The organism is Phenylobacterium sp. LH3H17, assembly GCF_024298925.1.
In the GTDB taxonomy this organism is placed as follows: Bacteria; Pseudomonadota; Alphaproteobacteria; order Caulobacterales; family Caulobacteraceae; genus Phenylobacterium.
Genome location: NZ_CP101283.1, coordinates 2,270,520 through 2,292,838, shown reverse-complemented (window position 1 = coordinate 2,292,838; position 22,319 = coordinate 2,270,520). Strand labels below are relative to the sequence as shown.

General features: G+C 67.3%; 24 protein-coding genes. 15 read left to right on the top strand and 9 right to left on the bottom strand.

The window, feature by feature from the left end; all coding sequences use genetic code 11:
• Positions 1-18: 18 nt before the first annotated feature.
• From M9M90_RS11380 to M9M90_RS11360, 5 genes are all read right to left on the bottom strand, one after another.
• Complete coding sequence (locus tag M9M90_RS11380; protein ID WP_371876843.1) at positions 19-2,235, bottom strand: RNA degradosome polyphosphate kinase; 2,217 nt, start codon at positions 2,233-2,235, stop codon at positions 19-21.
• Positions 2,236-2,271: 36 nt separating this feature from the next.
• A complete protein-coding gene (locus tag M9M90_RS11375; protein ID WP_254833354.1) occupies positions 2,272-2,946 on the bottom strand; it encodes a DnaA/Hda family protein in 675 nt (224 codons plus the stop codon).
• A gap of 125 nt (positions 2,947-3,071) precedes the next feature.
• Positions 3,072-4,268 carry an acyl-CoA dehydrogenase family protein gene (locus M9M90_RS11370; protein ID WP_254833353.1) on the bottom strand — a complete coding sequence of 399 codons (1,197 nt, stop codon included), beginning with the start codon at positions 4,266-4,268 and terminating at the stop codon, positions 3,072-3,074.
• Between the two features lie 84 nt (positions 4,269-4,352).
• Entirely contained in the window at positions 4,353-5,117 is a 765-nt protein-coding gene (locus M9M90_RS11365) for an arginyltransferase (protein WP_254833352.1), read from the bottom strand.
• Between the two features lie 95 nt (positions 5,118-5,212).
• Positions 5,213-6,118 carry a flagellar motor protein MotB gene (locus M9M90_RS11360; RefSeq protein ID WP_254833351.1) on the bottom strand — a complete coding sequence of 302 codons (906 nt, stop codon included), beginning with the start codon at positions 6,116-6,118 and terminating at the stop codon, positions 5,213-5,215.
• Positions 6,119-6,203: 85 nt separating this feature from the next.
• Here M9M90_RS11360 and M9M90_RS11355 point away from each other — a divergent pair, with 85 nt between their 5' ends.
• Positions 6,204-7,064, top strand: a complete 861-nt coding sequence (locus M9M90_RS11355) for an NAD(P)-dependent oxidoreductase (RefSeq protein WP_254833350.1) — start codon at positions 6,204-6,206, stop codon at positions 7,062-7,064.
• Here M9M90_RS11355 and hemB read toward each other — a convergent pair.
• The gene (hemB, locus tag M9M90_RS11350) at positions 7,061-8,077 is read right to left on the bottom strand and encodes a porphobilinogen synthase (protein WP_254833349.1); all 1,017 of its coding nucleotides are present in this window, start codon (positions 8,075-8,077) and stop codon (positions 7,061-7,063) included. The genes M9M90_RS11355 and hemB overlap by 4 nt on opposite strands.
• Positions 8,078-8,204: 127 nt before the next feature.
• Between hemB and M9M90_RS11345 the strand changes: the two genes are divergently transcribed.
• From M9M90_RS11345 to hemA, 3 genes are all read left to right on the top strand, one after another.
• Positions 8,205-9,257 carry an enoyl-CoA hydratase/isomerase family protein gene (locus tag M9M90_RS11345; protein ID WP_254833348.1) on the top strand — a complete coding sequence of 351 codons (1,053 nt, stop codon included), beginning with the start codon at positions 8,205-8,207 and terminating at the stop codon, positions 9,255-9,257.
• Positions 9,258-9,293: 36 nt separating this feature from the next.
• Positions 9,294-10,013 (top strand): class I SAM-dependent methyltransferase, encoded by a 720-nt coding sequence (locus tag M9M90_RS11340; protein WP_254833347.1) that lies wholly within the window; start codon positions 9,294-9,296, stop codon positions 10,011-10,013.
• A 227-nt stretch (positions 10,014-10,240) separates the two neighbouring features.
• Entirely contained in the window at positions 10,241-11,470 is a 1,230-nt protein-coding gene (hemA, locus tag M9M90_RS11335) for a 5-aminolevulinate synthase (protein WP_254833346.1), read from the top strand.
• Positions 11,471-11,620: 150 nt separating this feature from the next.
• Here the strand turns inward: hemA and M9M90_RS11330 are convergent, their stop codons facing one another.
• Positions 11,621-12,052 (bottom strand): MucR family transcriptional regulator, encoded by a 432-nt coding sequence (locus tag M9M90_RS11330; RefSeq protein WP_254833345.1) that lies wholly within the window; start codon positions 12,050-12,052, stop codon positions 11,621-11,623.
• A 176-nt stretch (positions 12,053-12,228) separates the two neighbouring features.
• Between M9M90_RS11330 and glyA the strand changes: the two genes are divergently transcribed.
• The 7 genes from glyA to thiL are packed head-to-tail and all read left to right on the top strand — an operon-like array spanning position 12,229 to position 17,150.
• Entirely contained in the window at positions 12,229-13,518 is a 1,290-nt protein-coding gene (gene glyA / locus M9M90_RS11325) for a serine hydroxymethyltransferase (protein WP_254833344.1), read from the top strand.
• 42 nt (positions 13,519-13,560) lie between these two features.
• Positions 13,561-14,034, top strand: coding sequence for a transcriptional regulator NrdR (nrdR, locus tag M9M90_RS11320; RefSeq protein ID WP_254833343.1), 474 nt, complete (start codon positions 13,561-13,563; stop codon positions 14,032-14,034).
• Entirely contained in the window at positions 14,024-14,674 is a 651-nt protein-coding gene (locus tag M9M90_RS11315; protein ID WP_254833342.1) for a RibD family protein, read from the top strand. The genes nrdR and M9M90_RS11315 overlap by 11 nt, the downstream gene beginning before the upstream one ends.
• Positions 14,675-15,265, top strand: coding sequence for a riboflavin synthase (locus tag M9M90_RS11310; protein ID WP_254833341.1), 591 nt, complete (start codon positions 14,675-14,677; stop codon positions 15,263-15,265). It abuts the gene before it with no gap.
• 25 nt (positions 15,266-15,290) lie between these two features.
• The gene (gene ribH / locus M9M90_RS11305; RefSeq protein ID WP_254833340.1) at positions 15,291-15,758 is read left to right on the top strand and encodes a 6,7-dimethyl-8-ribityllumazine synthase; all 468 of its coding nucleotides are present in this window, start codon (positions 15,291-15,293) and stop codon (positions 15,756-15,758) included.
• Positions 15,755-16,225 (top strand): transcription antitermination factor NusB, encoded by a 471-nt coding sequence (gene nusB / locus M9M90_RS11300; RefSeq protein WP_254833339.1) that lies wholly within the window; start codon positions 15,755-15,757, stop codon positions 16,223-16,225. The genes ribH and nusB overlap by 4 nt, the downstream gene beginning before the upstream one ends.
• Entirely contained in the window at positions 16,209-17,150 is a 942-nt protein-coding gene (thiL, locus tag M9M90_RS11295) for a thiamine-phosphate kinase (RefSeq protein ID WP_254833338.1), read from the top strand. Before nusB ends, thiL begins: the two co-directional genes overlap by 17 nt.
• Here the strand turns inward: thiL and M9M90_RS11290 are convergent.
• The gene (locus M9M90_RS11290) at positions 17,147-17,743 is read right to left on the bottom strand and encodes a GNAT family N-acetyltransferase (protein ID WP_254833337.1); all 597 of its coding nucleotides are present in this window, start codon (positions 17,741-17,743) and stop codon (positions 17,147-17,149) included. The two genes, thiL and M9M90_RS11290, sit on opposite strands and share 4 nt — an antisense overlap.
• On the opposite strand from M9M90_RS11290, the gene M9M90_RS11285 reads away from it, so the two are divergent.
• A complete protein-coding gene (locus tag M9M90_RS11285; protein ID WP_254833336.1) occupies positions 17,742-18,200 on the top strand; it encodes a hypothetical protein in 459 nt (152 codons plus the stop codon). The two genes, M9M90_RS11290 and M9M90_RS11285, sit on opposite strands and share 2 nt — an antisense overlap.
• Positions 18,201-18,410: 210 nt before the next feature.
• Positions 18,411-20,543: a sodium-translocating pyrophosphatase gene (locus M9M90_RS11280; RefSeq protein WP_254833335.1), complete on the top strand. Its 2,133-nt coding sequence runs from the start codon at positions 18,411-18,413 to the stop codon at positions 20,541-20,543.
• 96 nt (positions 20,544-20,639) lie between these two features.
• Here the strand turns inward: M9M90_RS11280 and M9M90_RS11275 are convergent, their stop codons facing one another.
• On the bottom strand, positions 20,640-21,125 hold the full coding sequence (locus M9M90_RS11275) for an outer membrane protein assembly factor BamE (protein WP_254833334.1): 486 nt from the start codon (positions 21,123-21,125) through the stop codon (positions 20,640-20,642).
• 105 nt (positions 21,126-21,230) lie between these two features.
• Between M9M90_RS11275 and M9M90_RS11270 the strand changes: the two genes are divergently transcribed.
• Positions 21,231-21,761 carry a ubiquinol-cytochrome C chaperone family protein gene (locus M9M90_RS11270; RefSeq protein ID WP_254833333.1) on the top strand — a complete coding sequence of 177 codons (531 nt, stop codon included), beginning with the start codon at positions 21,231-21,233 and terminating at the stop codon, positions 21,759-21,761.
• Positions 21,758-22,279 (top strand): DUF177 domain-containing protein, encoded by a 522-nt coding sequence (locus M9M90_RS11265; RefSeq protein ID WP_254833332.1) that lies wholly within the window; start codon positions 21,758-21,760, stop codon positions 22,277-22,279. Before M9M90_RS11270 ends, M9M90_RS11265 begins: the two co-directional genes overlap by 4 nt.
• Positions 22,280-22,319: the final 40 nt, after the last annotated feature.

The window sequence follows — 22,319 nt, the reverse complement described above, 5'->3', positions numbered from 1 at the left end:
TGGCCTAGCTGGGCTCGGCTATCCGCGCGAGGCCACATGATCGATCGCGCGCGGCATGTCCTTCACCTTCTGCCCCCGGCCGGAGAGGCTCGGGTTGGTCATGAAGTACTCGTGCGCGGAGAAGGCGCCCGGGTGGTCCCATGATGGGTCCCGGGTATAGCGGCCGTCCGCGTCGAGCGTCCAGCTTTGCGCTTCGTCCTTGAGATTGGCCACCATGATCTGTTGCAGGACCTGCTGGTGCACGGTGGGGTTCTCGACCGGGGTCAGGCATTCCACGCGGCGATCGAGATTGCGCGGCATCCAGTCGGCCGAGGAGATGAACACCCGGGTCTCGGCCGAGGGCATGACGCCGCCGTTGGCGAAGGCCACGATCCGCGAGTGCTCCAGGAAGCGGCCGACGATGGACTTGACCCGGATGTTCTCGGACAGTCCGGGCACGCCGGGGCGCAGGCAGCAGATGCCGCGGATCACCAGGTCGATGGAGACCCCCGACTGGCTGGCCTCGTAGAGGGCGTCGATGATGACCGGGTCGACCAGGGAATTCAGCTTGGCCCAGATCGCGGCGGGCTTGCCGGCCCGGGCATTCTGCACCTCGCGCATGATGAAGGTCAGCAGGTCGGCCTTCATGGTGAGCGGCGACGGCGACAGCTTCTCCAGCCCGTCGGGGCGAGCATAGCCGGTGATGAAGTTGAACAGCCGGGCCGAGTCGCGGCCCATGGCCGGGTCGCAGGTGAACAGCGACAGGTCGGTATAGATCCGCGCCGTGACCGGGTGGTAGTTGCCCGTCCCGAAGTGGCAATAGGTGCGAAGCGTGTCGCCCTCCTTGCGCACCACCATCGATAGCTTGGCGTGGGTCTTGTACTCCACGAAGCCAAACACGACATGGACCCCGGCCCGCTCCAGGTCCCGCGCCCATTTGAGGTTGGCTTCCTCATCGAACCGCGCCTTGATCTCGATGAGCGCGGTGACGTTCTTGCCGTTCTCAGCCGCCTCGATCAGGGCCGCGATGATCGGGCTGTCCGACGAGGTTCGGTAGAGGGTCTGTTTGATCGCCAGCACATTGGGATCGCGGGCGGCCTGGCGGATGAACTGCACCACCACGTCGAAGCTCTCGAACGGGTGGTGGACGAGGATGTCCTTGTCGCGGATCGCGGCGAAGCAATCGCCGCCGTGGTCGCGGATCCGCTCGGGAAAGCGCGCTTCGAACGGCTTGAATTTCAGGTCGGGGCGATCCTTCGGAATGAGCTGGCTGAGCTCGTCCAGGCCCAGCAAGCCGTCGATGAGGATGATGTCCTCGTCCTGGGCGTGCAGGTTGCCGACGATGAAGGATCGCAGCTCCTCAGGCATGGCGGCCTCGAGCTCAACCCGCACGACCGAACCTAGGCGCCGCTGCTTCAGGCGCACCTCGAACTCGCGGACCAGGTCTTCGGCCTCTTCCTCGATCTCCACGTCGCTATCGCGGATGAGCCGGAACACGCCGACCGCTTCGACTTCCGAGTCGGGAAACAGGTGGTCGAGGTACAGCGTGACCATGTTCTCGAGGCTGATGAACCGCCGATGCGGCCGCTTGCGCCGCGACGGGCCGGGCGGGAGCTCCCAGAACCGCGCCACCTGGGCCGGGATCGGGACCAGGGCGTAGAGCAGCCGTCCGTCCGAGACCCGTTTCAGCTTCATGACCAGCGAGAAGCCGAGGTTGGGGATGAATGGGAAGGGGTGGGCCGGGTCGATGGCCAGGGGAGTCAGGACCGGGAAGACCCGCGAAACGAAGGTCGGCTCCAGGGCGAGCTTATCGGCCGTCGTGACCTCGTCGGCTTGGACAACGGTCAGGCCCTCCGCGGTGAGCTCATCGCGGAGCTGCAGCCAGCGGGTCTGCTGGTCCAGCATCAGGTCGGCGGCCTCGGCGTTGACCCGCAGCAGTTGCTCGACCGGCGTCAAGCCGTCCTGCGACACCACGCGGACGCCCTCGCGGGCCTGGGCCTTCAGGCCGGCCACCCGCACCATGTAGAATTCGTCGAGGTTGTTGGCCGAGATCGACAGAAAGCGCAGGCGTTCCAGCAGCGGATGGCGCGGGTTTTTGCTCTCGCCGAGGACCCGCTCGTTGAAGGCCAGCCACGACAGTTCGCGGTTGATGAAGCGCTCCGGCGAGCCGGCCAGCTCCGCATCGAACGCGAGCGGCTTCGCGTCGGCGGTCTTGGTCGGTGCGGCGTAGGTCATCGAGGTCGTATCCGTCGGCATCCATCGGTTCTGGACGAACCGTGTGACAGCAACAAGTCATCCATCGAAAAGGTCAAGATTCTCCGTATCGTCCTCAAGAATCTGCCGGGCCAGCGCCCGCGAAATGGGCCGCCCCGCGTCGTCGGCCGCCTCATCCAGCCGCCTGACGATCTCCCGCGCCGCCGGGATCGACCTCTCCATGCGACGCAACAGGTATGGGAAGACCTCACGGGGCGGACGAATGCTCCGTTCCCGGAAGAATTTCCTCAAGACCCCTTCGAGAACGACGTCGTCGGGCTCCTCGATCTCGGCGGTCGGCAGAGCGTTGAGCCGCGAGCGCAGGTCCGGCAGCGCCGCGCTCCAGGCGACCGGCGCCTGGCGGGCGGTGAGCAGCAGGCCGCCCCCCTCGCGGCCCGCCATGTTGATGAGATGGAACAGAGCTTCGCCATCGACGCCCTGGTCCACGTCCTCCACCAGCACGGGCCGGCCGGCGGCCTCCCCGAGCTGCGGGTCTGCGCGGTCCAGGATCACCGCGCCGGCCCGCTCGGCCCAGTGTCGCGCCAGATGGGTCTTGCCGACCCCGGTGGGCCCGAACAGCGCCAGCGTCCCGCCATGCCAGGCCGGCCAGGCGTCTAGGATCGCGATGGCCTGGGCGTTCGACGGGCCAGGCACGAAGTGCTCGCGGGCGTACGAAACCGGACGCCGGAGCTCCAGGCGCAATTGGCGCGTCATGCGACTGTTCCGGACCGATACGAGTACACGCCGCAGGTTTACCAAGCCGGGGGCCGGCGGTCGACGCGCCTTGCGCCCGGGCCTGGGGACGGGACAGGCTCTGCTGTTGACGAAGCCCGCGGCGGTCAGCGGTTCTGGGTGGTGTCGGGTAGGCCCAGGATGCGCTTGGCGATGATGTTGTTCTGGATCTCCTGCGAGCCGCCGGCGATGGTCGAGGACTTGATCCGCAGATAGGCCCGGCCCGCGGCCCGCTCCTCGGCCGTGAAGTCGTCGCCCTCCCAGCCGAGGCCGTTCAGTCCCATGGCCTCGACGATCATCTCGGCCTGGTCGGTGGCTGCCCGCGAATAGGCGTTCTTCATGATCGAGGTCGCCGCGCTGGGGCCGTTCTGGTTCTTCGCCTCGGCCGCCACGCGGGCGATGGTGAGGGCGTATGCCTTTTGGTCCATGTCCAGCATGGCCGCGCGCGTGCGCATATCGCTGTCGGCCAGCGCGCCGTCCTCTTCCACGCCCTTGTAGCGCTTGGCCGCCTCGCGCAGCGGCCTGGCGGTGGGCTGGGCCCGGCCGCCGTCGGCGCCGCTGATCCCGCTCCGCTCGTGCTGCAACAGCCGTTTTCCGACCGTCCAGCCGCCGTTCAGCGGTCCGACCAGGTTCTCCTTGGACACCTTCACGTCGGTGAAGAAGGTCTCGCAGAACGGCGAGGACCCGGAGATCAGCAGGATCGGCCGCGTCTCCACCCCCGGCGAGCGCATGTCGATCAGCAGGAAGCTGATCCCCTCATGCTTCTTGGTAGGCTCGGTCCGGGTCAGGCAGAAGCACCAATCGGCATACTGCGCGCCCGAAGTCCATATTTTTGAACCATTTATGAGGAAATACTCACCTTTGTCCTCAGCCTTGGTCTGCAGGGACGCCAAGTCCGACCCGGAGCCCGGTTCGGAATATCCTTGGCACCAGCGCAGCGTCCCCTTGGCGATGGGTGGGATGTGGCGCTGCTTCTGCGCTTCCGTGCCGTATTCCAGCAGGGTCGGGCCGAACATCATCACGCCCATGCCGCCGATCGGGTTCCAGGCGCCGATCCTGGCCATCTCCTCGCGCAGGACACGGGTCTCGGCCACCGAGAGCCCACCGCCGCCATAGGCCGCGGGCCAGGTGGGAACGCCCCAGCCGCGGTCGCCGATGCGCTGCTTCCAGAGCTTGAAGTCGGCGTCTTCCGGCGCGGGCCCCTCGGCCATCATCACGGCGCCCTGGCCCTTCAGGGACGGCGGGAAGTTCTCGTCGAGCCAGGCGCGGGCCTCGCTGCGGAACGCTTCGAGCGCAGGATCCATGAATGTCCTCCGGGAGAAGCTCTGACGGCTTCGCTGGGAGACATGTGAGAACCGCGCGGCGCGGCTGTCAACGATGCGGGATGCTCAGGGCTCTATGATCCGCATGCGATCGCGGGCGGACATCAACGACCAGCCCTCCGGCCGCAGCAGTTCGATGGGCGAGAAGCGGACCTTGTAGTCCATCTTTTCGGAGCCCCGGACCCAGTAGCCGAGATAGACGTAGGGCAGGCTGGTCAGGCAGGCCTGGACCACATGGTCCAAAATCACGAAAGAGCCCAGGCTGCGCTTGGTCAGGGTCGGGTCATAGAACGAATAGACCAGCGACAGGCCGTCGCTCATCAGGTCCACCAGGGCGCAGGCGATCAGGTCGCCGGGGCCTCCGTCCTGCGAGCGCAGGCGGTATTCGATGATGTGGGTGCGGACCGCCGTGTCCTCGACCATGGCCACATAGTCGGGCCAGGTCATCTCGGCCATGCCGCCATTGGCGTGGCGACTCACCAGGTAGCGGCGGAGCAGGTCGAACTGCTCCATGGTGGCCTCGGCCTCGACCAGGTGGCGCTCCAGGTCTTCGTTGCGGGCGAGCGCGCGGCGTTCGGAGCGCGAGAAGACATAGTCCCTGGCCGGGATGCGCGCCGAGACGCAGGCGGCGCAGGCCTCGCAGGCGGGGCGGTAGGCGATGTTCTGGGACCGGCGGAAGCCGACCTGGGTCAGGCTGTCATTGACGCTGGCCCCGTCCGACAGCGGCAAGTGGGCGAAGACTTTCCGCTCGTGCCGCTCAGGCAAATAGGGACACGGCGAAGGTGCGGTCAGGAAGAACCTGAGCTGTCGCGTCGGAAAGTGTTGCGTCACGGACTTGCGATCGCTTTCGAACCACTACGCCTGGGGCGATTAGGCGTCATGGGAAGCTCAGGCGCAAGCTCCCAAACGTCACAGGCCGAGCTCGATCATTGCAGCCCGCTGTCCGGCGGCAGGACGGGCGCTTCGCGCAGCAGCACGATGGCGATGCGGCGGTTGCCCGCCAGGGTGGGATCGTCGGGATAGAGCGGCTCGGAATTGGCCTTGCCAGACACCTGGTAGACCCGATCGGGATCGACGCCGGCGGCCTGCAGCACGCGCCGCGAGGCGTCCGCGCGGCCGCTGGACAGCGACCAGTCGCCATCGAGCTTCGCGCCCGAGGCGCTGACGCTGGTGTGGCCCGAGACGGTGATTCGGTTCGGCAGCCGGTTGATGATCTTGGCGACGGCGCGCAGGAGCAGCTTGGCGCGGTCGTTGGGCTGAGCCTGGCCCGTGTTGAACATCGAGCGGCCTTCCTGATCGATCAGCTGGATGCGCAGGCCCTCCGGAGTCTGGTCGATGAGGATGTTTTTCGAGAGTTCGGCCAGCTCCGGCATGTCCTGCAGCGCCTGGCGCAGGGACTGGGCGGCGGAGGCGAACGCCGCCTCCTCGCGCTTGGCCAGGGCCTCGCGCAGGGCTTCCTCGGTGGTCTGGGGCGAGATGTCCTTGCCGGCCTCCGTCGAGCTGCCGTTGTCCTGGACTTTCGACTCGGGCGCCTTCTCCTCGATGATCGACATGGAGCCGGCGCCCTTGGCGCCGTCGTCGCCCAGGGCGGTGCCGCCCAGGATGCCGCCCGAACCCGAAGTGGTCTCCGAGACGCTGGCCGGCGCGAAATAGTCGGCGATGCCGCGCTTCTGTTCCGGACTGGTCGTGTTGATCAGCCACATCAGCAGGAAGAAGGCCATCATGGCGGTCACGAAGTCCGCATAGGCCACTTTCCAGGCGCCGCCATGGTGGCCGTGCCCGGAGACTTTCTTGACCTTCTTGATCAGGATTGGGGCTTCGCCCACAGCCATGACTCGACCCCGGTGACTCTGATTCCACTGCAAGGTGGACGGGGCTCGTTAAGATGGCGTTGAGCGTACTGAATCGAGGTCGTGCATGAAGGTCGCATTCGTCGGGCTCGGGGTGATGGGTTTCCCCATGGCGGGCCATCTGGCCAAGGCCGGCCATCAGGTCGCCGTGTTCAATCGCAGCCCTGAAAAGGCCGTCCGCTGGGTCGCGACCCATGGAGGGCGGGCTGGCGCGAGCCCCGCGGAGGCCGCGGCTGGCGCCGAGATCGTCTTCCTCTGCGTCGGCAACGACGACGACGTGCGCGGCGTCTCCGCCCTGGTCCTGCCAGCCATGGCCGAGGGCGGGATCGTCGTCGACCACACCACGACCTCGGCCACCGTGGCCCGTGAGATGGCCGAGCTGGCGGGGGGGAGCGGGCGCTGGTTCGTCGACGCCCCGGTCTCCGGCGGCCAGGCGGGCGCGGAGAACGGGCAACTCACCGTCATGTGCGGCGGCGAGGCCCAGGCCTATGAACGTGCGGAGCCGGTGATCGCCGCCTTCGCCAAGGCGGTGCGGCGGATGGGTGGCCCGGGGGCGGGCCAGCTCACCAAGATGGTCAACCAGATCTGCATCGCCGGGATCGTCCAGGGCCTGGCAGAGGGCCTGCACTTCGCCAAGCGCGCGGGGCTGGATACGGCCGAGGTCTATGAGGCGATCTCCAAGGGCGCGGCCCAGTCCTGGCAACTCGACAACCGCTGGAGAACCATGAGCGAGGGCAAGTTCGACTTCGGCTTCGCCGTCGACTGGATGCGCAAGGACCTGGGCCTGGTGCTGGACGAGGCCGGGGCCAACGGCGCGAAGCTGGACATGACCGCGATGGTCGACGGCTTCTACGCCGAGGTGCAGGCGTCTGGCGGGAACCGCTGGGACACCTCCAGCCTGGTCACCCGGCTGGAAAAGCCCAGCTAGGCGCCGAGCAGCCTCGCCGCCCGAGGCGCGAAATAGGTGATCACCCCGGCGGCCCCGGCGCGCTTGAAGCCGCCCAGGCTTTCCAGGATGGCGCGTTCCTCGTCGATCCAGCCGTTCTGGGCGGCGGCCATGATCATCGCGTATTCGCCGGAGACCTGGAAGGCGAAGGTTGGCATGGCGAAGGCCTCGACCACCCGGCTGACGATGTCGAGATAGGGCATGCCCGGCTTGACCATGACCATGTCGGCGCCCTCGGCGATGTCCAGGGCGACCTCACGCAGGGCCTCGTCGGAATTGGCCGAGTCCATCTGGTAGGTTTTCTTGTCGCCCGGATTGCCGACCGAACCGGTGCCCAGCTTCCCCGAGCCGATGGCGTCCCGGTACGGGCCGTAGAAGGCCGAGGCGTACTTGGCCGCATAGGACATGATCATCACGTCCTGCAGGCCCGCGCCCTCCAGCGCCTGGCGCAACGCGCCGCAGCGACCGTCCATCATGTCGGAGGGTGCGAGGATGTCGCAGCCGGCCTGCGCCTGCATCAGCCCTTGCTGGATCAGCCGCTCGATCGTGGGGTCGTTGAGGATTTTGCCGTTCTCGATCACTCCGTCGTGGCCATGGTCGGTGAACGGGTCGAGCGCCACGTCGCACATGATCCCGACCTCGGGGGCGGCGTCCTTCATGGCCTTGATGGCGTTGGCGATGACGCCGTTGGGGTCGTGGGCCATCAGGCCCGAGGCGTCCTTCTTGGCCCCGTCGATGTGCGGGAAGATGGCGATGGCCGGAATGCCCAGCTTCCTGGCTTCGACCGCGGCCTTGGCGGCCTCCTTGACCGACAGACGCGAGACGCCCGGCATCGAAGCCACGGGGACCTCGCCCTCGCCCTCGTGCACCACCATCGACCAGATCAGGTCGGCGGGGGTCAGGACGCTTTCGCGCACCAGCCGGCGGATCCAGTCGGCCTGGCGCAGGCGGCGAAGTCGCAGGGCGGGATAGGCGGCGAGGGGGGCTATGGTCATGATCCCGCGCTGTGACCGATCCCTTGGCCATGTGCAAGTCTTCAGGCGTTCCTGACCTGTATCAGATGGAGCTCATGGTCCAGTGTGATAACGGCGCGATCGACGCCGCTATTTCGAGATGATCGCCATGACGGAAGACGTTCTCACCCGCATCGAAGGCAAGGTCGGGCGGATTACGCTCAATCGACCCCAGGCGCTGCACGCGCTGAACACCGCCATGTGCCGGGCGATCACCCAGGCCCTGGTGGCCTGGCGCGACGATCCGGCCATCGAGCTGGTCTTGCTGGATCATTCGGGCGAGCGCGGTTTCTGCGCCGGAGGCGACATTCGCATGCTGGCCGAGAGCGGGGCGGGGGACGGCAAGGCGGCGCGCGAATTCTTCTTCGTCGAGTACCGGCTGAACCACCTGCTGTTCGAGTACGAGAAGCCCGTCGTCACCATCATGGATGGGATCACCATGGGCGGCGGGGTCGGCCTGGCCATGCCCTCCGGCTACCGAGTGGCCACGGAGAAGACCACCTTCGCCATGCCTGAGACCGGGATCGGCCTGTTCCCAGACGTTGGCGGCGGCTGGTTCCTGCCGCGCATGCCCGGCCATATCGGCCTGTGGCTGGCCCTGACCGGCGCGCGGATCAAGGCCGCCGACTGCGAGTTGGTGGGTGTGGCCACCGACTTCGTGGAAAGCGCCAGGATACCCGAACTGAAGGCCGCCATCGTCGCCGATCCGGCCGCCGTCGAGACCATCCTGACGGAATTCGAGGCCGACGCCGGGCGGCCGCCCATCGCCGCCCACCAGGACGAAATCGATAGGATCTTCGGCGTCGACAGCCTCGAGGGCATCCTGGCGGCGCTCGAGGCCGCCGACAGCGACTGGGCGCGCGAGCAGCTCAAGGTGCTGGCCGGGAAGTCGCCCCAGACGATGAAGGTCGCCTTCCGCCAGCTCCGGTTGGGCGGAGCCGCGGCGAGCTTCGCCGACAACATGGCCATGGAGTACCGGATCGGGGCGCGGGTCGTTCAACGCCACGACTTCCTCGAAGGGGTTCGCGCAGTGATCGTGGAGAAGGACAACGCCCCGCGCTGGCAGCCGGCCACGCCGGAAGGGGTCGACGACACCATGCTGGACGCCATATTTGCGCCTCTACCTTCCGGAGAGGAGTGGTCGCCCCTACCTAGGCAATGACGGCCGCCGGAGAGCGCGCCGATGGGAGAGAGACCGATGAAACGCAGTCTTCTGTTGGCCGCCTGCGCGGCGATTTCCATGGCCGCCGCCTCCGTCCAGGCTGCACCGCCCGCCCATGTGACCGCCGCCGTAGCGAATCCCGACCGGCCCGCCGCCGACAGGGAGCGCGACGACGCGCGCAAGCCCGCCGAGATGCTGGAGTTCGCTGGCGTAAAGCAGGGCGACGTGGTCGTCGAACTGATCCCCGGCGGCGGTTATTTCACTCGCATGTTGAGCGCCGCGGTGGGGCCGACCGGCAAGGTCTTCGCCGCCGTGCCGGCCGCCGACCTGGAAAAGGCCAAGACCGAGGCCAAGGGCAATGTCACCCCGGTGGCCATGACCGGCCCCGCCTTCAAGACACCTGAGCCGGTAGATTTGATGTTCACCGCCCAGAACTATCACGACTTCCATCTTAAGCGGTTCAACCTGGACGTGGCGGCGGTGAACAAGGCGCTCTTCGACACCATCAAGCCGGGCGGGACCTTGGTGATCATCGACCATGCCGCCGTTGACGGGGCGCCGCTGGAGGTCGCCGACAGCCTGCATCGAATCGATCCGGCCGTCGTAAAGCGCGAGGTCGAGGCCGCCGGCTTCAAGTTCGTGGGCGAGAGCAACGCGGTACGCAATTCCGCCGACGACAAGACCAAGCTGGTGTTCGATCCCTCGATCCGCGGCAAGACCGACCAGTTCGTCTTCAAGTTCAAGAAGCCCGGCTAGGACCTTCAGGACAGGAGCGCTCGCTTCGCGCGGCCGCTCCTGGAACCTGCGAACGGCGGGGCTTTGTTACCTGCGATCACAAAGCTAGTGCGCTCAGTCATGAAATCTGATCGTCTGTGACATCGCTCAATGTGGACAATCGGCTTCTACGGCGCGATAAGCCCAGCCGAATAAGGGGACCGCTCGCGGCGAGAGATCGTCGATCGCCAAGGGCGGAGTTCAAGTCGATGGATTACAAGGACGCCTTCCGCTCAGCCCTCGAACGTGTCCGTTCGGAAGGCCGTTATCGGGTGTTCGCCGACCTCAAGCGCCATCGCGGCCAGTTTCCGCGCGCCACCTGGACCCAGACAGACGGGGCCCAGGCGGAGGTGACGGTCTGGTGCTCGAACGACTATCTGGGCCAGGGCCAGAACCCCGTCGTGCTGGACGCCATGCACAAGGCCATCGACGAAGCCGGGGCCGGCTCGGGTGGGACGCGCAACATCTCGGGCACCACCCACTACCATGTCGAGCTGGAGCACGAGCTCGCCGATCTCCACGGCAAGGAAGCAGCCCTCCTGTTCACCTCGGGCTATGTCTCCAACGAGGCCTCGCTCTCGACGCTCTACAAGATCCTGCCCGGCCTGATCATCTTTTCGGACGAGCTGAATCACAACTCGATGATTTCCGGCATCCGGGCCGGCGGTCGCGACAGCCGCCGGGTGTTCCGTCACAACGACCTCGAGCACCTGGAGCAGCTGCTGATCGAGGCTCCGGCCGACGCCCCCAAGGTCATCGCCTTCGAGAGCGTCTACTCGATGGACGGCGACATCGCCGACCTGCCGGGCACGGTGGCGCTGGCCAAGAAGTATGGCGCCATGACCTACCTGGACGAGGTCCACGCGGTCGGCATGTACGGCCCCCGCGGGGCCGGCGTGGCCGAGCGCGACGGCGTGATGGCGCAGATCGACATCGTCGAGGGCACGCTGGGCAAGGCGTTCGGGGTTATGGGCGGCTACATCGCCGCCGACGCCGTGATCGTCGACGCCATCCGCTCCTTTGCCGACGGCTTCATCTTCACCACCTCGATCCCGCCGGCGCTCGCCGCCGGCGCGGTGGCCTCGATTCGCTATCTCAAGGACCACAACGAGGTCCGCATCGCCCATCAGGAGCGCGCAGCGACCCTGAAGGCGCGGCTCCTGAAGGCTGGTCTGCCGGTGATGCCGTCGGTGAGCCACATCGTTCCCGTCCTGGTGGGCGACGCGGTCCATTGCAAGATGATCTCCGACACCCTCCTTGCCGACTACGGGATCTATGTGCAGCCGATCAACTATCCCACCGTGCCGCGCGGCACCGAGCGCCTGCGGTTCACGCCGTCGCCCGCCCACACCGACGACATGATGGAGAATCTGGCCGAGGCGCTGGAGAAGCTTTGGGTCCACTGCAACATCGCCCGGGTCGGCGGGGTCGCCGCCTAGAACCTGCGATTCCAGCCGCGCGGGCGCATATCCGCGCGGCGTTCAACATCTTCGGAGACCTCAGGGTTCGCTGAACAAAACCTGGCGGCTGGTCCGCTCATTCATCGTCCGGATACCCGTTTTTCTGGGGACGACCGAGCCGACGGCCGTTCACTTCCCGCGACGAACGCCTCGGCCAAGGCCGATCTTCTTGGCGAAATCGCTGCGCCGCGCCGCATAGGCCGGCGCCACCATCGGATAGTCGGGCGGCAGGCCCCAGCGGCGGCGATAGTCCTCAGGGCTCATGTCGTATCGCGACCGCAGATAGCGCTTCAGCATCTTCAGCTTCTTGCCGTCCTCCAGGCAGACGATGAAGTCGTTCTGGATCGAGCGGTTGATCGGAACCGCGGGTTTGGCCCGCTCCTCCGGCTGGGCGACGGCCGCGCGGCCGAGAGACTCCAGCGCGCTATGGACGGACCTGATGATGTCGGGAACGGCGTCTACCGAGACGGCGTTGCGGCTCACATATGCCGAGACGATATCGGCGCCGAGGCGCAGCAGTTCTTCACCCGAACGACCCTCGGGTTCGACATCAATACTCATACAGAGCCCCCTGACTGCGTGACACTCACGGCCGAAAGGCCGCGCTCGCGCGCACCTCCGGTCCCGCAGCAACGCCCGGACGCCCAGATTGTTCCCAGCATTTGGTTCACCCGGCCTAAGGCGCTAAAGAGCGCCCCTGGCCTCTGCCCCTCCCAAGATTCCCGAAAGCCACGCCCATGACCGTCCACACCCAGACACCATCCGACGCCTTCTTCTCCGCCAGCGTCGCCGAGGCCGACCCCGACATCGCCGCGGTGCTGACGCGCGAACTGAAGCGCCAGCAGGACCAGATCGAGCTGATCGCGTCCGAGAACATCGTCTCGCGCGCGGTGATGGAGGTCCAGGGCTCGGTCCTTACCAACAAGTACGCCGAGGGCTATCCGGGTAAGCGCTACTACGGCGGCTGTGAGGTGGTGGACATCGCCGAGCAGATCGCCATCGAGCGGGCCAAGCAGATCTTCGGCTGCGAGTACGCCAATGTGCAGCCGCACTCGGGCAGCCAGGCCAATCAGGCGGTGTTCATGGCCACCATGAGCCCGGGCGACACCTTCATGGGTATGGACCTGGCGGCGGGCGGCCACCTGACCCACGGCAAGAGCGTCAACCAGTCGGGCAAGTGGTTCCGGCCGGTCGCCTATTCCGTACGCCAGCAGGATCATCTGATCGACTACGACCAGGCCGCCGAGGTGGCCCTGGCGGAGAAGCCCAAGGTGATCATCGCCGGCGCCTCGGCCTATAGCCGCCACATCGACTTCGCCCGTTTCCGCGAGATCGCCGACAGCGTCGACGCCGTCCTGATGGTCGACATCGCCCACTATGCGGGCCTGGTGGCCGGCGGGGTCTATCCGAACCCGTTCCCGCACGCCCATGTGGTGACCACGACCACCCACAAGACGCTGCGCGGCCCGCGCGGCGGCATGATCCTCACCAACTCCAAGAAGCTGGCCAAGAAGATCGACAGCGCGGTCTTCCCGGGCCTGCAGGGCGGCCCGCTGATGCACGTGATCGCCGCCAAGGCCGTGGCCTTCGGCGAGGCGCTGAAGCCCGAGTTCAAGCTCTATGCGCGCCAGGTGGTCGACAACGCCCGCGCCCTGTCGGACAGCCTGCAATGCGCCGGCTTCAAGATCGTGTCCAATGGCACCGACAGCCACGTGATGCTGGTCGACCTGACCCCCAAGGGGGTGTCGGGCGCCGACGCCGAGGTCGCCCTGGAGCGGGCCCACATCACCACCAACAAGAACGGCATCCCATTCGATCCGCTTCCCCCGATGCAGACCTCGGGCCTGCGGGTCGGCACGCCGGCCGGCACCACGCGCGGCTTCGGGCCCGGCGAATTCCGCCAGGTCGGGACCTGGATGGGCGAGGTTCTGGACGGGCTTTCCAGGGGCGGCGACAACTCCGCTGTCGAGGCCAAGGTGCGCGATGAGGTGTTGGCGCTCACGAAACGCTTCCCCATCTACGGCTAGACCCTGTATCTGGGGGCTAGGTAGGCCGGGAGGGGCTACATCATGCGCTGCCCATTCTGCGGTCACGCCGAGAGCCAGGTGAAGGACAGCCGTCCGTCGGAAGACGGGGCGGCCATCCGCCGCCGCCGCCTCTGCCCGGAGTGCGGCGGCCGCTTCACCACCTTCGAACGGGTGCAACTGCGCGAGCTGACGATTCTCAAGCGATCGGGGCGGCGCACGCCGTTCGAGCGCGACAAGCTGGCCCGCTCCATCGCCATCGCCACCCGCAAGCGGCCGATCGAGCCTGAACGCATCGAGCGGATGATCTCGCTGATCGCCCGCCAGCTTGAGAGCATGGGCGAGACCGAGCTCGCCTCGTCCGTGGTGGGCGAACTGGTCATGAAGCAGCTCAAGAGCCTCGATGATGTGGCCTATGTCCGCTACGCTTCGGTCTATCGCGACTTCCGCGAGGCCGGCGAGTTCGCGACCTTCCTCGGCGAGGAGGGCCTGAGCGAGGCCTCCGAGGATGAGCGCTAGCGTCACCCTCAAGCTCGCCACCTCGCTGGACGGGCGGATCGCCACGGCCACCGGCGAGAGCCGTTGGATCACGGGACCTGAGGCGCGCCAGGCGACCCACCGCCTGCGTTCCGAGCATGACGCCGTTCTGGTCGGGGTCGAGACGGCGCTGGCGGACGATCCTGAACTGACCGTGCGGCTTCCCGGCTGGACCGGGCCGCAGCCCGCTCGCGTCGTGTTGGACAGTCGGCAAAGGCTGGCCGACGGCTGCAAGCTGGTCGCCGCCGCCCGCGAAATCCCGACCTATCTGGTGTCCACGACGCCGCCCGACCCCCGGCTGACCAACGCCGGCGTCCGGGTGCTGCAGGTCCACGCCATCGGCGACGATCGTCCGGAGTTGCGTGACGTGGTGGCGACCCTCGCAAGGGAAGGCCTGGAGCGGCTGTTCGTCGAGGGCGGCGGCCAGGTGGCGGCGAGCTTCCTGCGCTGCGGGCTGGTGGACCGTCTGGAATGGTTCCGTGCGCCGATCGTGATCGGTGGGGAGGGGCGGCCGGGGATCGGCGCCCTGTCGGTGACCGCACTGGCCGACGCGCCGAAGCTGCGGCGCCTTGAAGTCCTGGAGGTCGGCGCCGACCTGTGGGAGCGTTACGAGAGGATTTGAATGTTCACCGGGATCGTCACCGATGTGGGCCGCGTCCGCGCCGTCCGCGACACCAACCGCGACCGCAGGTTCGAGGTGGAGACCAGCTTTGACCTTTCCACGGTCGATATCGGCGCCTCGATCAGCCACGCCGGCTGCTGCCTGACCGTGGTGGAGAAGGGCGATGGCTGGTTCGCCGTCGAAGTTTCCGGCGAGACCCTGTCGATGACCACCCTGGAGGAGTGGAAGGCCGGTGACCCGGTCAACCTGGAACGCGCCGCCAGGGTTGGCGACGAGCTGGGCGGTCACATTGTTTCGGGCCATGTGGACGGAGTGGGGGAGGTGATCTCCATCGAGAGCGAGGGGGGTTCGCACCGGGTCAAGGTCCGGGTCCCGCGCCCCCTGCACCGCTATATCGCGCCCAAGGGCTCCATCACGGTGCAAGGCGTCTCCCTGACCGTCAACGAGGTCGAGGACGACGTCTTCGGGGTGAATCTGATCCCTCACACCTGGGATGTGACCACCCTGGGCCGTCTCAAGGTCGGCAGCCGCGTGAACCTGGAGATCGATATGCTGGCGCGCTATCTCGCCCGCTGGCGCGAAACGGCCTAAAGGGTCGCTTCGAAAAGGACTTCACATGCTCGAAGAGAAAATCCGCATCCTCGTCGTCGAGGCGCGCTTCTATGACGACCTGGCCGACGAGCTGCTGAAGGCAGCCGCCGACGTGATCACCGCCCATGATGCGGAATACGACGTGATCAGCGTCCCCGGCGCCCTGGAGATTCCCGGGGCCATCGCCATCGCCGAGGAGGGCGGTCATCGCCCGGCCGGCAAGCGCTACGACGGCTACGTGGCGCTCGGCACGGTGATCCGCGGCGAGACCTATCACTTCGAGATCGTCTCCAACGAATCCGCGCGGGGTCTCATGGACCTGGCCATCGGCAAGCGGCTGGCCATCGGCAACGGCATCCTGACCGTCGAGGACGGCGACCAGGCCTGGGCGCGGGCGCGGGCGAGCGAGGGCGACAAGGGCGGCGGCGCGGCGCGCGCGGCGCTGGAGATGATCGCGCTCAAGCGCCAGCTGCTCGGCCAGGCCGTCCGATGAGCGGGTCCGCCCACAACATGCGTTCCGTGGCCCGGCTGGCCGCGATCCAGGCCCTCTATCAGATGGAAGTCTCCGGCGCCGGCGTCGAGGCCGTGATCCGCGAGTTCGCCGACCATCGGTTCGACCGAGGCATGGAAGGCGACGAGGCTACCGAGGGCGACACCCTGGCCAGCGCCGACGAAGCGTTCTTCGCCGAGCTGGTGCGCGGCGTCGTCGGCGCCCAGCGCGAGATCGACAGCGCCGTGGTCAAGCGGCTGGCCGCCGGCTGGCGGCTGGAGCGATTGGACGCCACGGTCCGCGCCATCCTGCGCGCCGGGGCCTTCGAGCTGGCCCATCGCGCCGACGTGCCCACCGAGGTGGTGATCGACGAGTATGTTGAGCTCGCCAAGTCGTTCTTCGAAGGTCCCGAGCCGGGCTTCGTGAACGGCGCCCTGGACGCGGTGGCCCAGGATGTCCGGCCCAGATGAATTCGAGCAGATCGCGCGCCTCTACCGACCGCTGACCAAAGGGGCGGCGGAGGCCTTCGATCTGTTGGACGACGCCGCGGCGATACCTTCGCGGCCGGGCTTCGACCTGGTGATCACCAAGGACGCCATGGTCCAGGGTGTGCACTTCCTTAGCGACGAGGCCCCGGACCTGATCGCGCGCAAGCTGTTGCGGGTGAATCTCTCCGACCTGGCCGCCAAGGGCGCCGAACCCTACGGTTATTTCCTGGCGGTAGCCTGGCCGCCCAGCTTCGGATGGTCGGAGCGCCAAGCCTTCGCCGCGGGCCTGGCGAAGGACGGCGCAAACCTCGTTCTGCTGGGGGGCGACACGGTCTCGACGCCCGGCCCGCTGATGGCCTCCCTGACCATGTTGGGCTGGGTGCCCACGGGCAGGATGATCCGACGCGGCGGCGCCAGGGTCGGCGATCTTGTCATGGTCAGCGGCGTGATCGGCGACGGCTGGCTGGGCCTGGCCGCCGCACGCCGCGAGCTGGATGATCCGGACGGCTATCTGGCCGACCGATACCGCCTGCCGACCCCGCGGCTCGACCTGCGCGCGGCCTTGCGGGACCGGGCCCACGCCGCCGCCGACGTGTCCGATGGCCTGATCGCCGACGCCGGCCACATAGCCAAGGCCAGCGGCGCCGGCCTGAGGCTGAACCTCGAGCGCTTGCCGCTGTCGCCGGCCGCCCACCGCTGGCTGGGACTACAGGACGACCGCGCCACGGCCCTGCGCGCCCTGGCCTCGGGCGGGGACGACTATGAGATCGTCTGCGCCGTGGCGCCGGACGCGGTCCGCATCCCGGGCCTGACCCTCATCGGCGAGATCGTCGCGGGCGCCGGCGTCGAAGTGCTGGTGGACGGCGTACCGATCGACGCGGGGGCCGGCGGCTGGCGGCACGGCTAGCCGCCGCGGATCCGCGCATAGAGGTAGCAGTCCTCGGGATCCTCGGTGCTGAAACCGGCCTTTCGCAACAAAGCCTCGCGGGTGTAGCCGCATCGTTCGGCGATCCGCCACGACGCTTCGTTCCAGGTCTCGATGATCAGCTGCAGGCGAAAACAGTCCGGTCGCTCGTCGAACAGCAGGCCGGTGAGCAGGCGCGTAGCCTCGGAGGCGTAGCCTTTGCCGCGATCGGCCGGGTCATGAACGATGTAGCCCAACTCATAGCCGTGGATGACGGGACTCGAGCGGTAGAACTGCATCGTGCCGACCATCCGGCCACCGTCGTTCTCGACGATGGCCACCGCGCCGGAATCCTCCAGCCAGAGCCCCGTCGCAGCGTGCACGGCCTGGAGCCGCGGCAGTTCGGTGAGCGGTTCGGTGATCGAGACGGTGAAGAGGTGAGGGGCGATCCGCGGAAGGTCGGCCGCCTCGATGAGTCGGAGACTGACCGACTTGCCTTCTGAAATAGGGATCCTGCGGGTCCTCGATGTGAGCGCTTCATCAAGGATGGCGGGACCGCAAGGATGCGGCAACCATATTCGGCGAGGGTGCCTCATGCTCCGCCGCTTCCTCACCGCCGCCGCTCTCGCCGCCCTCTGCGCCGCCCCCGCGCTGGCCGCAGAGGAAAAGGCCGCGCCCAAGGACGTCGGCCAGTATGTCGACCTCTCCCCCGTCGCCCTGCCTATCGTGGTGGACGGCAAGCTGATCAACTACGTCTTCGTTTCGGTCCGCGTAGTGCTGACCACCTCGGCCAACACCGCCAAGCTTCGGGAACGCGAACCCTATTTTCGCGACGCCTTGGTCCGGGCCGGCCATCGGACGCCGTTCACCAACGCCAAGGACTATATGAGCATTGATGCGGCGAGGCTGCAGGCGACCATGATGCGCGAGGCCGTGGCCATCGCCGGGGCGAAGGACATCAAGGCCATCACCATCACTTCCCAGGCGCCTAAGCGCCGGATCGCGCCGCCCAAGGCCGCCGGGCGGCGCAGCAACGCGGAAATCCGCCCCTAGGCCGCGCCTCGGCTTCCGTGGCGTCGCCCGAAGCTTGGTCAACAGGGCGTTGCACGCGCCCGTTACAACTGGCAACGTCCCGCCCACGATAAGGGGCGGCGGATCCACGACGTCCCAATACTGGGGAAACCATCAGGGCCTGGAACGCCGCCATCCGCCTCTCGGGGCGGGCTCGGCCAACTCCGTGCAATCCATAGGGGCGCTTAAACTATGAGTTCTGAGACTACGCTTTGGCTGGTGATCGCCGCCGGCTTTCTGGCCGTGCTCTACGGAGTGCTTCAGACACTGTCCCTGTTGCGGGCCTCGCCCGGCAATGCGCGGATGCAGGAGATCGCAGCGGCGATCCAGGAAGGCGCGCAGGCCTATCTGAACAAGCAATACACCGCCATCGCCATGGTGGGCGCGGTCATCCTCGTCGCGGTCGGGTTCCTGATCGGCTGGTACGCGGCCGTCGGCTTCCTCGTCGGGGCGACCCTCTCTGGCCTCGCGGGCTTCGTGGGCATGCTGATCTCGGTGCGGGCCAATGTGCGCACCGCCCAGGCGTCCTCCGAGAGCCTCGCCAAGGGCCTGTCCCTGGCGTTCCGCTCCGGGGCCATCACCGGCATGCTGGTGGCGGGTTTCGCCCTGATCGGCGTGGCCGGCTACTACGCGGTCCTGACCCAGGGCCTGGGGCTTGAGAACACCAGCCGCGACGTGGTCGATTCCATGGTCGCGCTCGGCTTCGGCGCCTCGCTGATCTCCATCTTCGCCCGTCTGGGCGGCGGCATCTTCACCAAGGGCGCCGACGTCGGCGGCGACATGGTGGGCAAGGTCGAGGCCGGCATTCCGGAAGATGACCCCCGCAACGCCGCGACCATCGCCGACAACGTGGGCGACAATGTCGGCGACTGCGCCGGCATGGCCGCCGACCTGTTCGAGACCTATGCGGTGACCACGGTCGCCACCATGGTGCTGGCGGCGATCTTCTTCCGCGACAACGCCACGGTCGTCACCAACATGATGCTGCTGCCGCTGGCCATCTGCGGCGTCTGCATCGTCACCTCGATCCTGGGCACCTTCGCGGTGCGCCTGGGCAAGAACAACAACATCATGGGGGCCCTCTACCAGGGCCTGATCGTCACCGGCGTCCTGTCCGTGGGCGCGATCTACTGGGTCGTGACCTCGCTGGTCCCCGAGCCGCTCACCGTGGGCGACAAGACCTTCGACGCCATGAGCCTGTTCTGGTGCGGCATGGCGGGCCTCGCGGTCACCGCGCTCATCGTCGTGATCACCGAATACTACACCGGCACGGGCTTCCGTCCGGTGAAGTCGGTGGCCAAGGCCAGCGTCTCCGGCCACGGCACTAACGTGATCCAGGGCCTGGCCATGTCGCTTGAATCCACCGCGGCTCCGGCCCTGGTGATCATCGCCGGCATCATCGTCACCTATGGCTTCGCCGGGCTGTTCGGCATCGCCATCGCCACCACCTCGATGCTGTCCCTGGCGGGCTTCATCGTCGCCCTCGACGCCTTCGGTCCGGTCACCGACAATGCCGGTGGCATCGCCGAAATGGCCGGCCTGCCTCCGGAAGTGCGGGTCACGACCGACGCGCTCGACGCCGTGGGCAACACCACCAAGGCCGTCACCAAGGGCTACGCCATCGGTTCGGCCGGCCTCGGCGCCCTGGTGCTGTTCGCCGCCTATACCGAGGATCTGAAGTACTTCGCGGCCAACGCCACTCCGGGCTCGTTCTTCGACGGCCTGGGCGCGGTCGCTTTCGATCTCTCCAACCCGTACGTCGTGGTCGGACTGCTGTTCGGCGGGCTGCTGCCCTTCCTGTTCGGCGGCATGGCCATGACCGCCGTGGGGCGCGCGGCCGAGGCCGTCGTTGAGGAAGTCCGCCGTCAGTTCCGGGAAAATCCCGGCATCATGACCGGCGAGGTCAAGCCGGAATACGGCCGGGCCGTGAGCATCCTGACCAGCGCCGCGATCCGGGAAATGATCGTTCCCAGCCTGCTGCCGGTGCTGTCGCCGATCGTTCTGTTCTTCGCGATCCAGGCCATCGCGGGCAAGGTCAACGCCTTCGCCTCGCTGGGCGCCATGCTGATGGGCGTGATCGTCACCGGACTGTTCGTCGCCATCTCGATGACCTCGGGCGGCGGCGCCTGGGACAACGCCAAGAAGCTGATCGAGGAAGGTCACTATGGCGGCAAGGGATCCGAGGCCCACAAGGCCGCGGTGACCGGCGACACCGTCGGCGACCCCTACAAGGACACCGCGGGTCCCGCGGTGAACCCGATGATCAAGATCACCAACATCGTGGCCCTGCTGCTGCTGGCGGTCCTGGCACACTCGGGCGGCTAGTCCGACCGACGACGACCAAAGAAGACGCCCCGGAGAGCGATCTCCGGGGCGTTTTTCGTTGCCTGAGAGCCTGGTTCCCCGCTTTCGCGGGGATGACTACCGCCGGTCGCCCGGCCGGTTGCCCGGCGCGTTCTCGTCTTCGTTCGGCAGCATGGTGCCGCGGCCCACATTGCCCAGCAGCTGTTCGAGGATGGTCAGCTCGCGCCCGCGGGTCGGGGTCTCGCGGCCGTTGAAGGCGATGACCTTGCCATCCTTCAACGTCATGGTGTCGACGGTCGTCACCAGCTCGGTGTCCTTGTCGAAGGTCACCGCCACGACGTTGCGCGAGGTGACCACCGGCCGGCGGAAGGCGACGCGCTCCTTCACCTGGTCGATGTAGAACCAGACATTGGGGTCGAAGGTCGACGTGGCCGAGGGCGAACCGAGGCTCGCACGGACAGTGGACTTGGTGTCGGTTCCCACCTTCACGTCCTTCGGATTGGCCTCGATGGCCTGGAATCCGGAATAGGTGGTGATCGGCGCGCAGGCGGTCGTCGCCACAAGGCAACCAGCAAGTGCGACAAAGGCGACGCGACGAAACATGTGCGAACCGGACCTGTTCATTTGTTCGAGACTTTGACCTATCGGTCGCGGCCCCTTAGTTCAATGCCGCCTGTAGCTGCGCCTGAGGGCGAAATCGAGGCCTGAATGTTCCTGGACCGCTTCTTCCGTCCCCGGACCGCGCAAAACGCGGGTCGGAAGCTCTATGCCGGCGTGGTCGCCCAGGCCCGCACCCGCAGCCTCTACGCCGATCTGGCCGCCCCCGACACGGTCGAGGGCCGCTTCGAGCTCTACACCACCCACGTCTTCCTGCTGCTGGACCGCCTGAAGGGGCAGGGCCCTCGCGCCGCCGAGACCTCCCAGGCGCTGTTCGATACCTATCTGAGCGCCCTCGACGACGCCTTGCGCGAGATGGGGGTGGGCGACGTCTCGGTCGGCAAGAAGATGCGCAAGCTGGGCGAGGCCTTCTATGGCCGGGTGAAGTCATATGAGACCGCCTTCCAGGCCTTGCCGGACACGGGTCCGCTGGAAGCTCTGCTGGTCCGCACGGTCTACGCCCAGGGCTCGGCCGAACATGCCCCGGAGTTGGCCGGCTATGTCGTGGCGCGCCGCGCGTCCCTGGCCGGACAATCCCTGGACACCCTCTTGGAGGGCGACGTGGATTGGGGAAGCGCATGAGCGACTGGACCCACCTGATTCGGTTGGGCGAGCTGGCCCGCGGACCCATCGAGGTCCGGCTGGCGCCTGACGAAGCCGTTCGCGCCGTCCTGGCCAAGGAACTGCTGCTGGAGAGCCTGCCCGCCCTGGTCGCCGACCTCCGGGTCCGGCCGTGGCTCGATGGCGCCGAGGTCACCGGCCGCTTCACCGCCACCGTCGGGCAGATTTGCGGAATCAGCCTCGACCCCTTCGAACGACAGGTCACCGGCGAGATCGCCTTGCAGATGGTGCCGGCGGGCAGCCCGAACGCCTATGGCGAATCGGAAGGCGGCGAGCTGGCGCTGGATCTGGAGTCGCCGGACCCGCCGGACGTGCTGGAGGGAGATGACATCGACCTGGCTCACATCCTGGTGGAGCACCTGGCCCTGGAGATCGATCCCTTTCCGCGTAAGCCGGGGGTGGAGTTCAACTACGCCCCGGACACGCCGGAGGAGTCGCCCTTCGCGGTGCTCAAGGCGCTGAAGAAGGACGGGGAGTGACCCCGTCGTTTGCATCGCCTCGGCGCGGCGCTATCCTGCT

What these genes read in the sequence shown, in the direction of transcription:
- nrdR (WP_254833343.1), top strand. Translation starts at nt 13,561, where the DNA reads ATGCGCTGCCCATTCTGCGGTCACGCCGAGAGCCAGGTGAAGGACAGC.
- M9M90_RS11275 (WP_254833334.1), bottom strand. Translation starts at nt 21,125, where the DNA reads ATGTTTCGTCGCGTCGCCTTTGTCGCACTTGCTGGTTGCCTTGTGGCG.
- M9M90_RS11340 (WP_254833347.1), top strand. Translation starts at nt 9,294, where the DNA reads ATGAAACGCAGTCTTCTGTTGGCCGCCTGCGCGGCGATTTCCATGGCC.
- M9M90_RS11265 (WP_254833332.1), top strand. Translation starts at nt 21,758, where the DNA reads ATGAGCGACTGGACCCACCTGATTCGGTTGGGCGAGCTGGCCCGCGGA.
- M9M90_RS11330 (WP_254833345.1), bottom strand. Translation starts at nt 12,052, where the DNA reads ATGAGTATTGATGTCGAACCCGAGGGTCGTTCGGGTGAAGAACTGCTG.
- M9M90_RS11370 (WP_254833353.1), bottom strand. Translation starts at nt 4,268, where the DNA reads ATGGATCCTGCGCTCGAAGCGTTCCGCAGCGAGGCCCGCGCCTGGCTC.
- M9M90_RS11270 (WP_254833333.1), top strand. Translation starts at nt 21,231, where the DNA reads ATGTTCCTGGACCGCTTCTTCCGTCCCCGGACCGCGCAAAACGCGGGT.
- M9M90_RS11345 (WP_254833348.1), top strand. Translation starts at nt 8,205, where the DNA reads ATGACGGAAGACGTTCTCACCCGCATCGAAGGCAAGGTCGGGCGGATT.
- glyA (WP_254833344.1), top strand. Translation starts at nt 12,229, where the DNA reads ATGACCGTCCACACCCAGACACCATCCGACGCCTTCTTCTCCGCCAGC.
- M9M90_RS11360 (WP_254833351.1), bottom strand. Translation starts at nt 6,118, where the DNA reads ATGGCTGTGGGCGAAGCCCCAATCCTGATCAAGAAGGTCAAGAAAGTC.
- M9M90_RS11290 (WP_254833337.1), bottom strand. Translation starts at nt 17,743, where the DNA reads ATGAGGCACCCTCGCCGAATATGGTTGCCGCATCCTTGCGGTCCCGCC.
- ribH (WP_254833340.1), top strand. Translation starts at nt 15,291, where the DNA reads ATGCTCGAAGAGAAAATCCGCATCCTCGTCGTCGAGGCGCGCTTCTAT.
- M9M90_RS11380 (WP_371876843.1), bottom strand. Translation starts at nt 2,235, where the DNA reads ATGCCGACGGATACGACCTCGATGACCTACGCCGCACCGACCAAGACC.
- M9M90_RS11310 (WP_254833341.1), top strand. Translation starts at nt 14,675, where the DNA reads ATGTTCACCGGGATCGTCACCGATGTGGGCCGCGTCCGCGCCGTCCGC.
- hemB (WP_254833349.1), bottom strand. Translation starts at nt 8,077, where the DNA reads ATGACCATAGCCCCCCTCGCCGCCTATCCCGCCCTGCGACTTCGCCGC.
- M9M90_RS11375 (WP_254833354.1), bottom strand. Translation starts at nt 2,946, where the DNA reads ATGACGCGCCAATTGCGCCTGGAGCTCCGGCGTCCGGTTTCGTACGCC.
- hemA (WP_254833346.1), top strand. Translation starts at nt 10,241, where the DNA reads ATGGATTACAAGGACGCCTTCCGCTCAGCCCTCGAACGTGTCCGTTCG.
- M9M90_RS11285 (WP_254833336.1), top strand. Translation starts at nt 17,742, where the DNA reads ATGCTCCGCCGCTTCCTCACCGCCGCCGCTCTCGCCGCCCTCTGCGCC.
- nusB (WP_254833339.1), top strand. Translation starts at nt 15,755, where the DNA reads ATGAGCGGGTCCGCCCACAACATGCGTTCCGTGGCCCGGCTGGCCGCG.
- M9M90_RS11280 (WP_254833335.1), top strand. Translation starts at nt 18,411, where the DNA reads ATGAGTTCTGAGACTACGCTTTGGCTGGTGATCGCCGCCGGCTTTCTG.
- M9M90_RS11315 (WP_254833342.1), top strand. Translation starts at nt 14,024, where the DNA reads ATGAGCGCTAGCGTCACCCTCAAGCTCGCCACCTCGCTGGACGGGCGG.
- M9M90_RS11355 (WP_254833350.1), top strand. Translation starts at nt 6,204, where the DNA reads ATGAAGGTCGCATTCGTCGGGCTCGGGGTGATGGGTTTCCCCATGGCG.
- thiL (WP_254833338.1), top strand. Translation starts at nt 16,209, where the DNA reads ATGTCCGGCCCAGATGAATTCGAGCAGATCGCGCGCCTCTACCGACCG.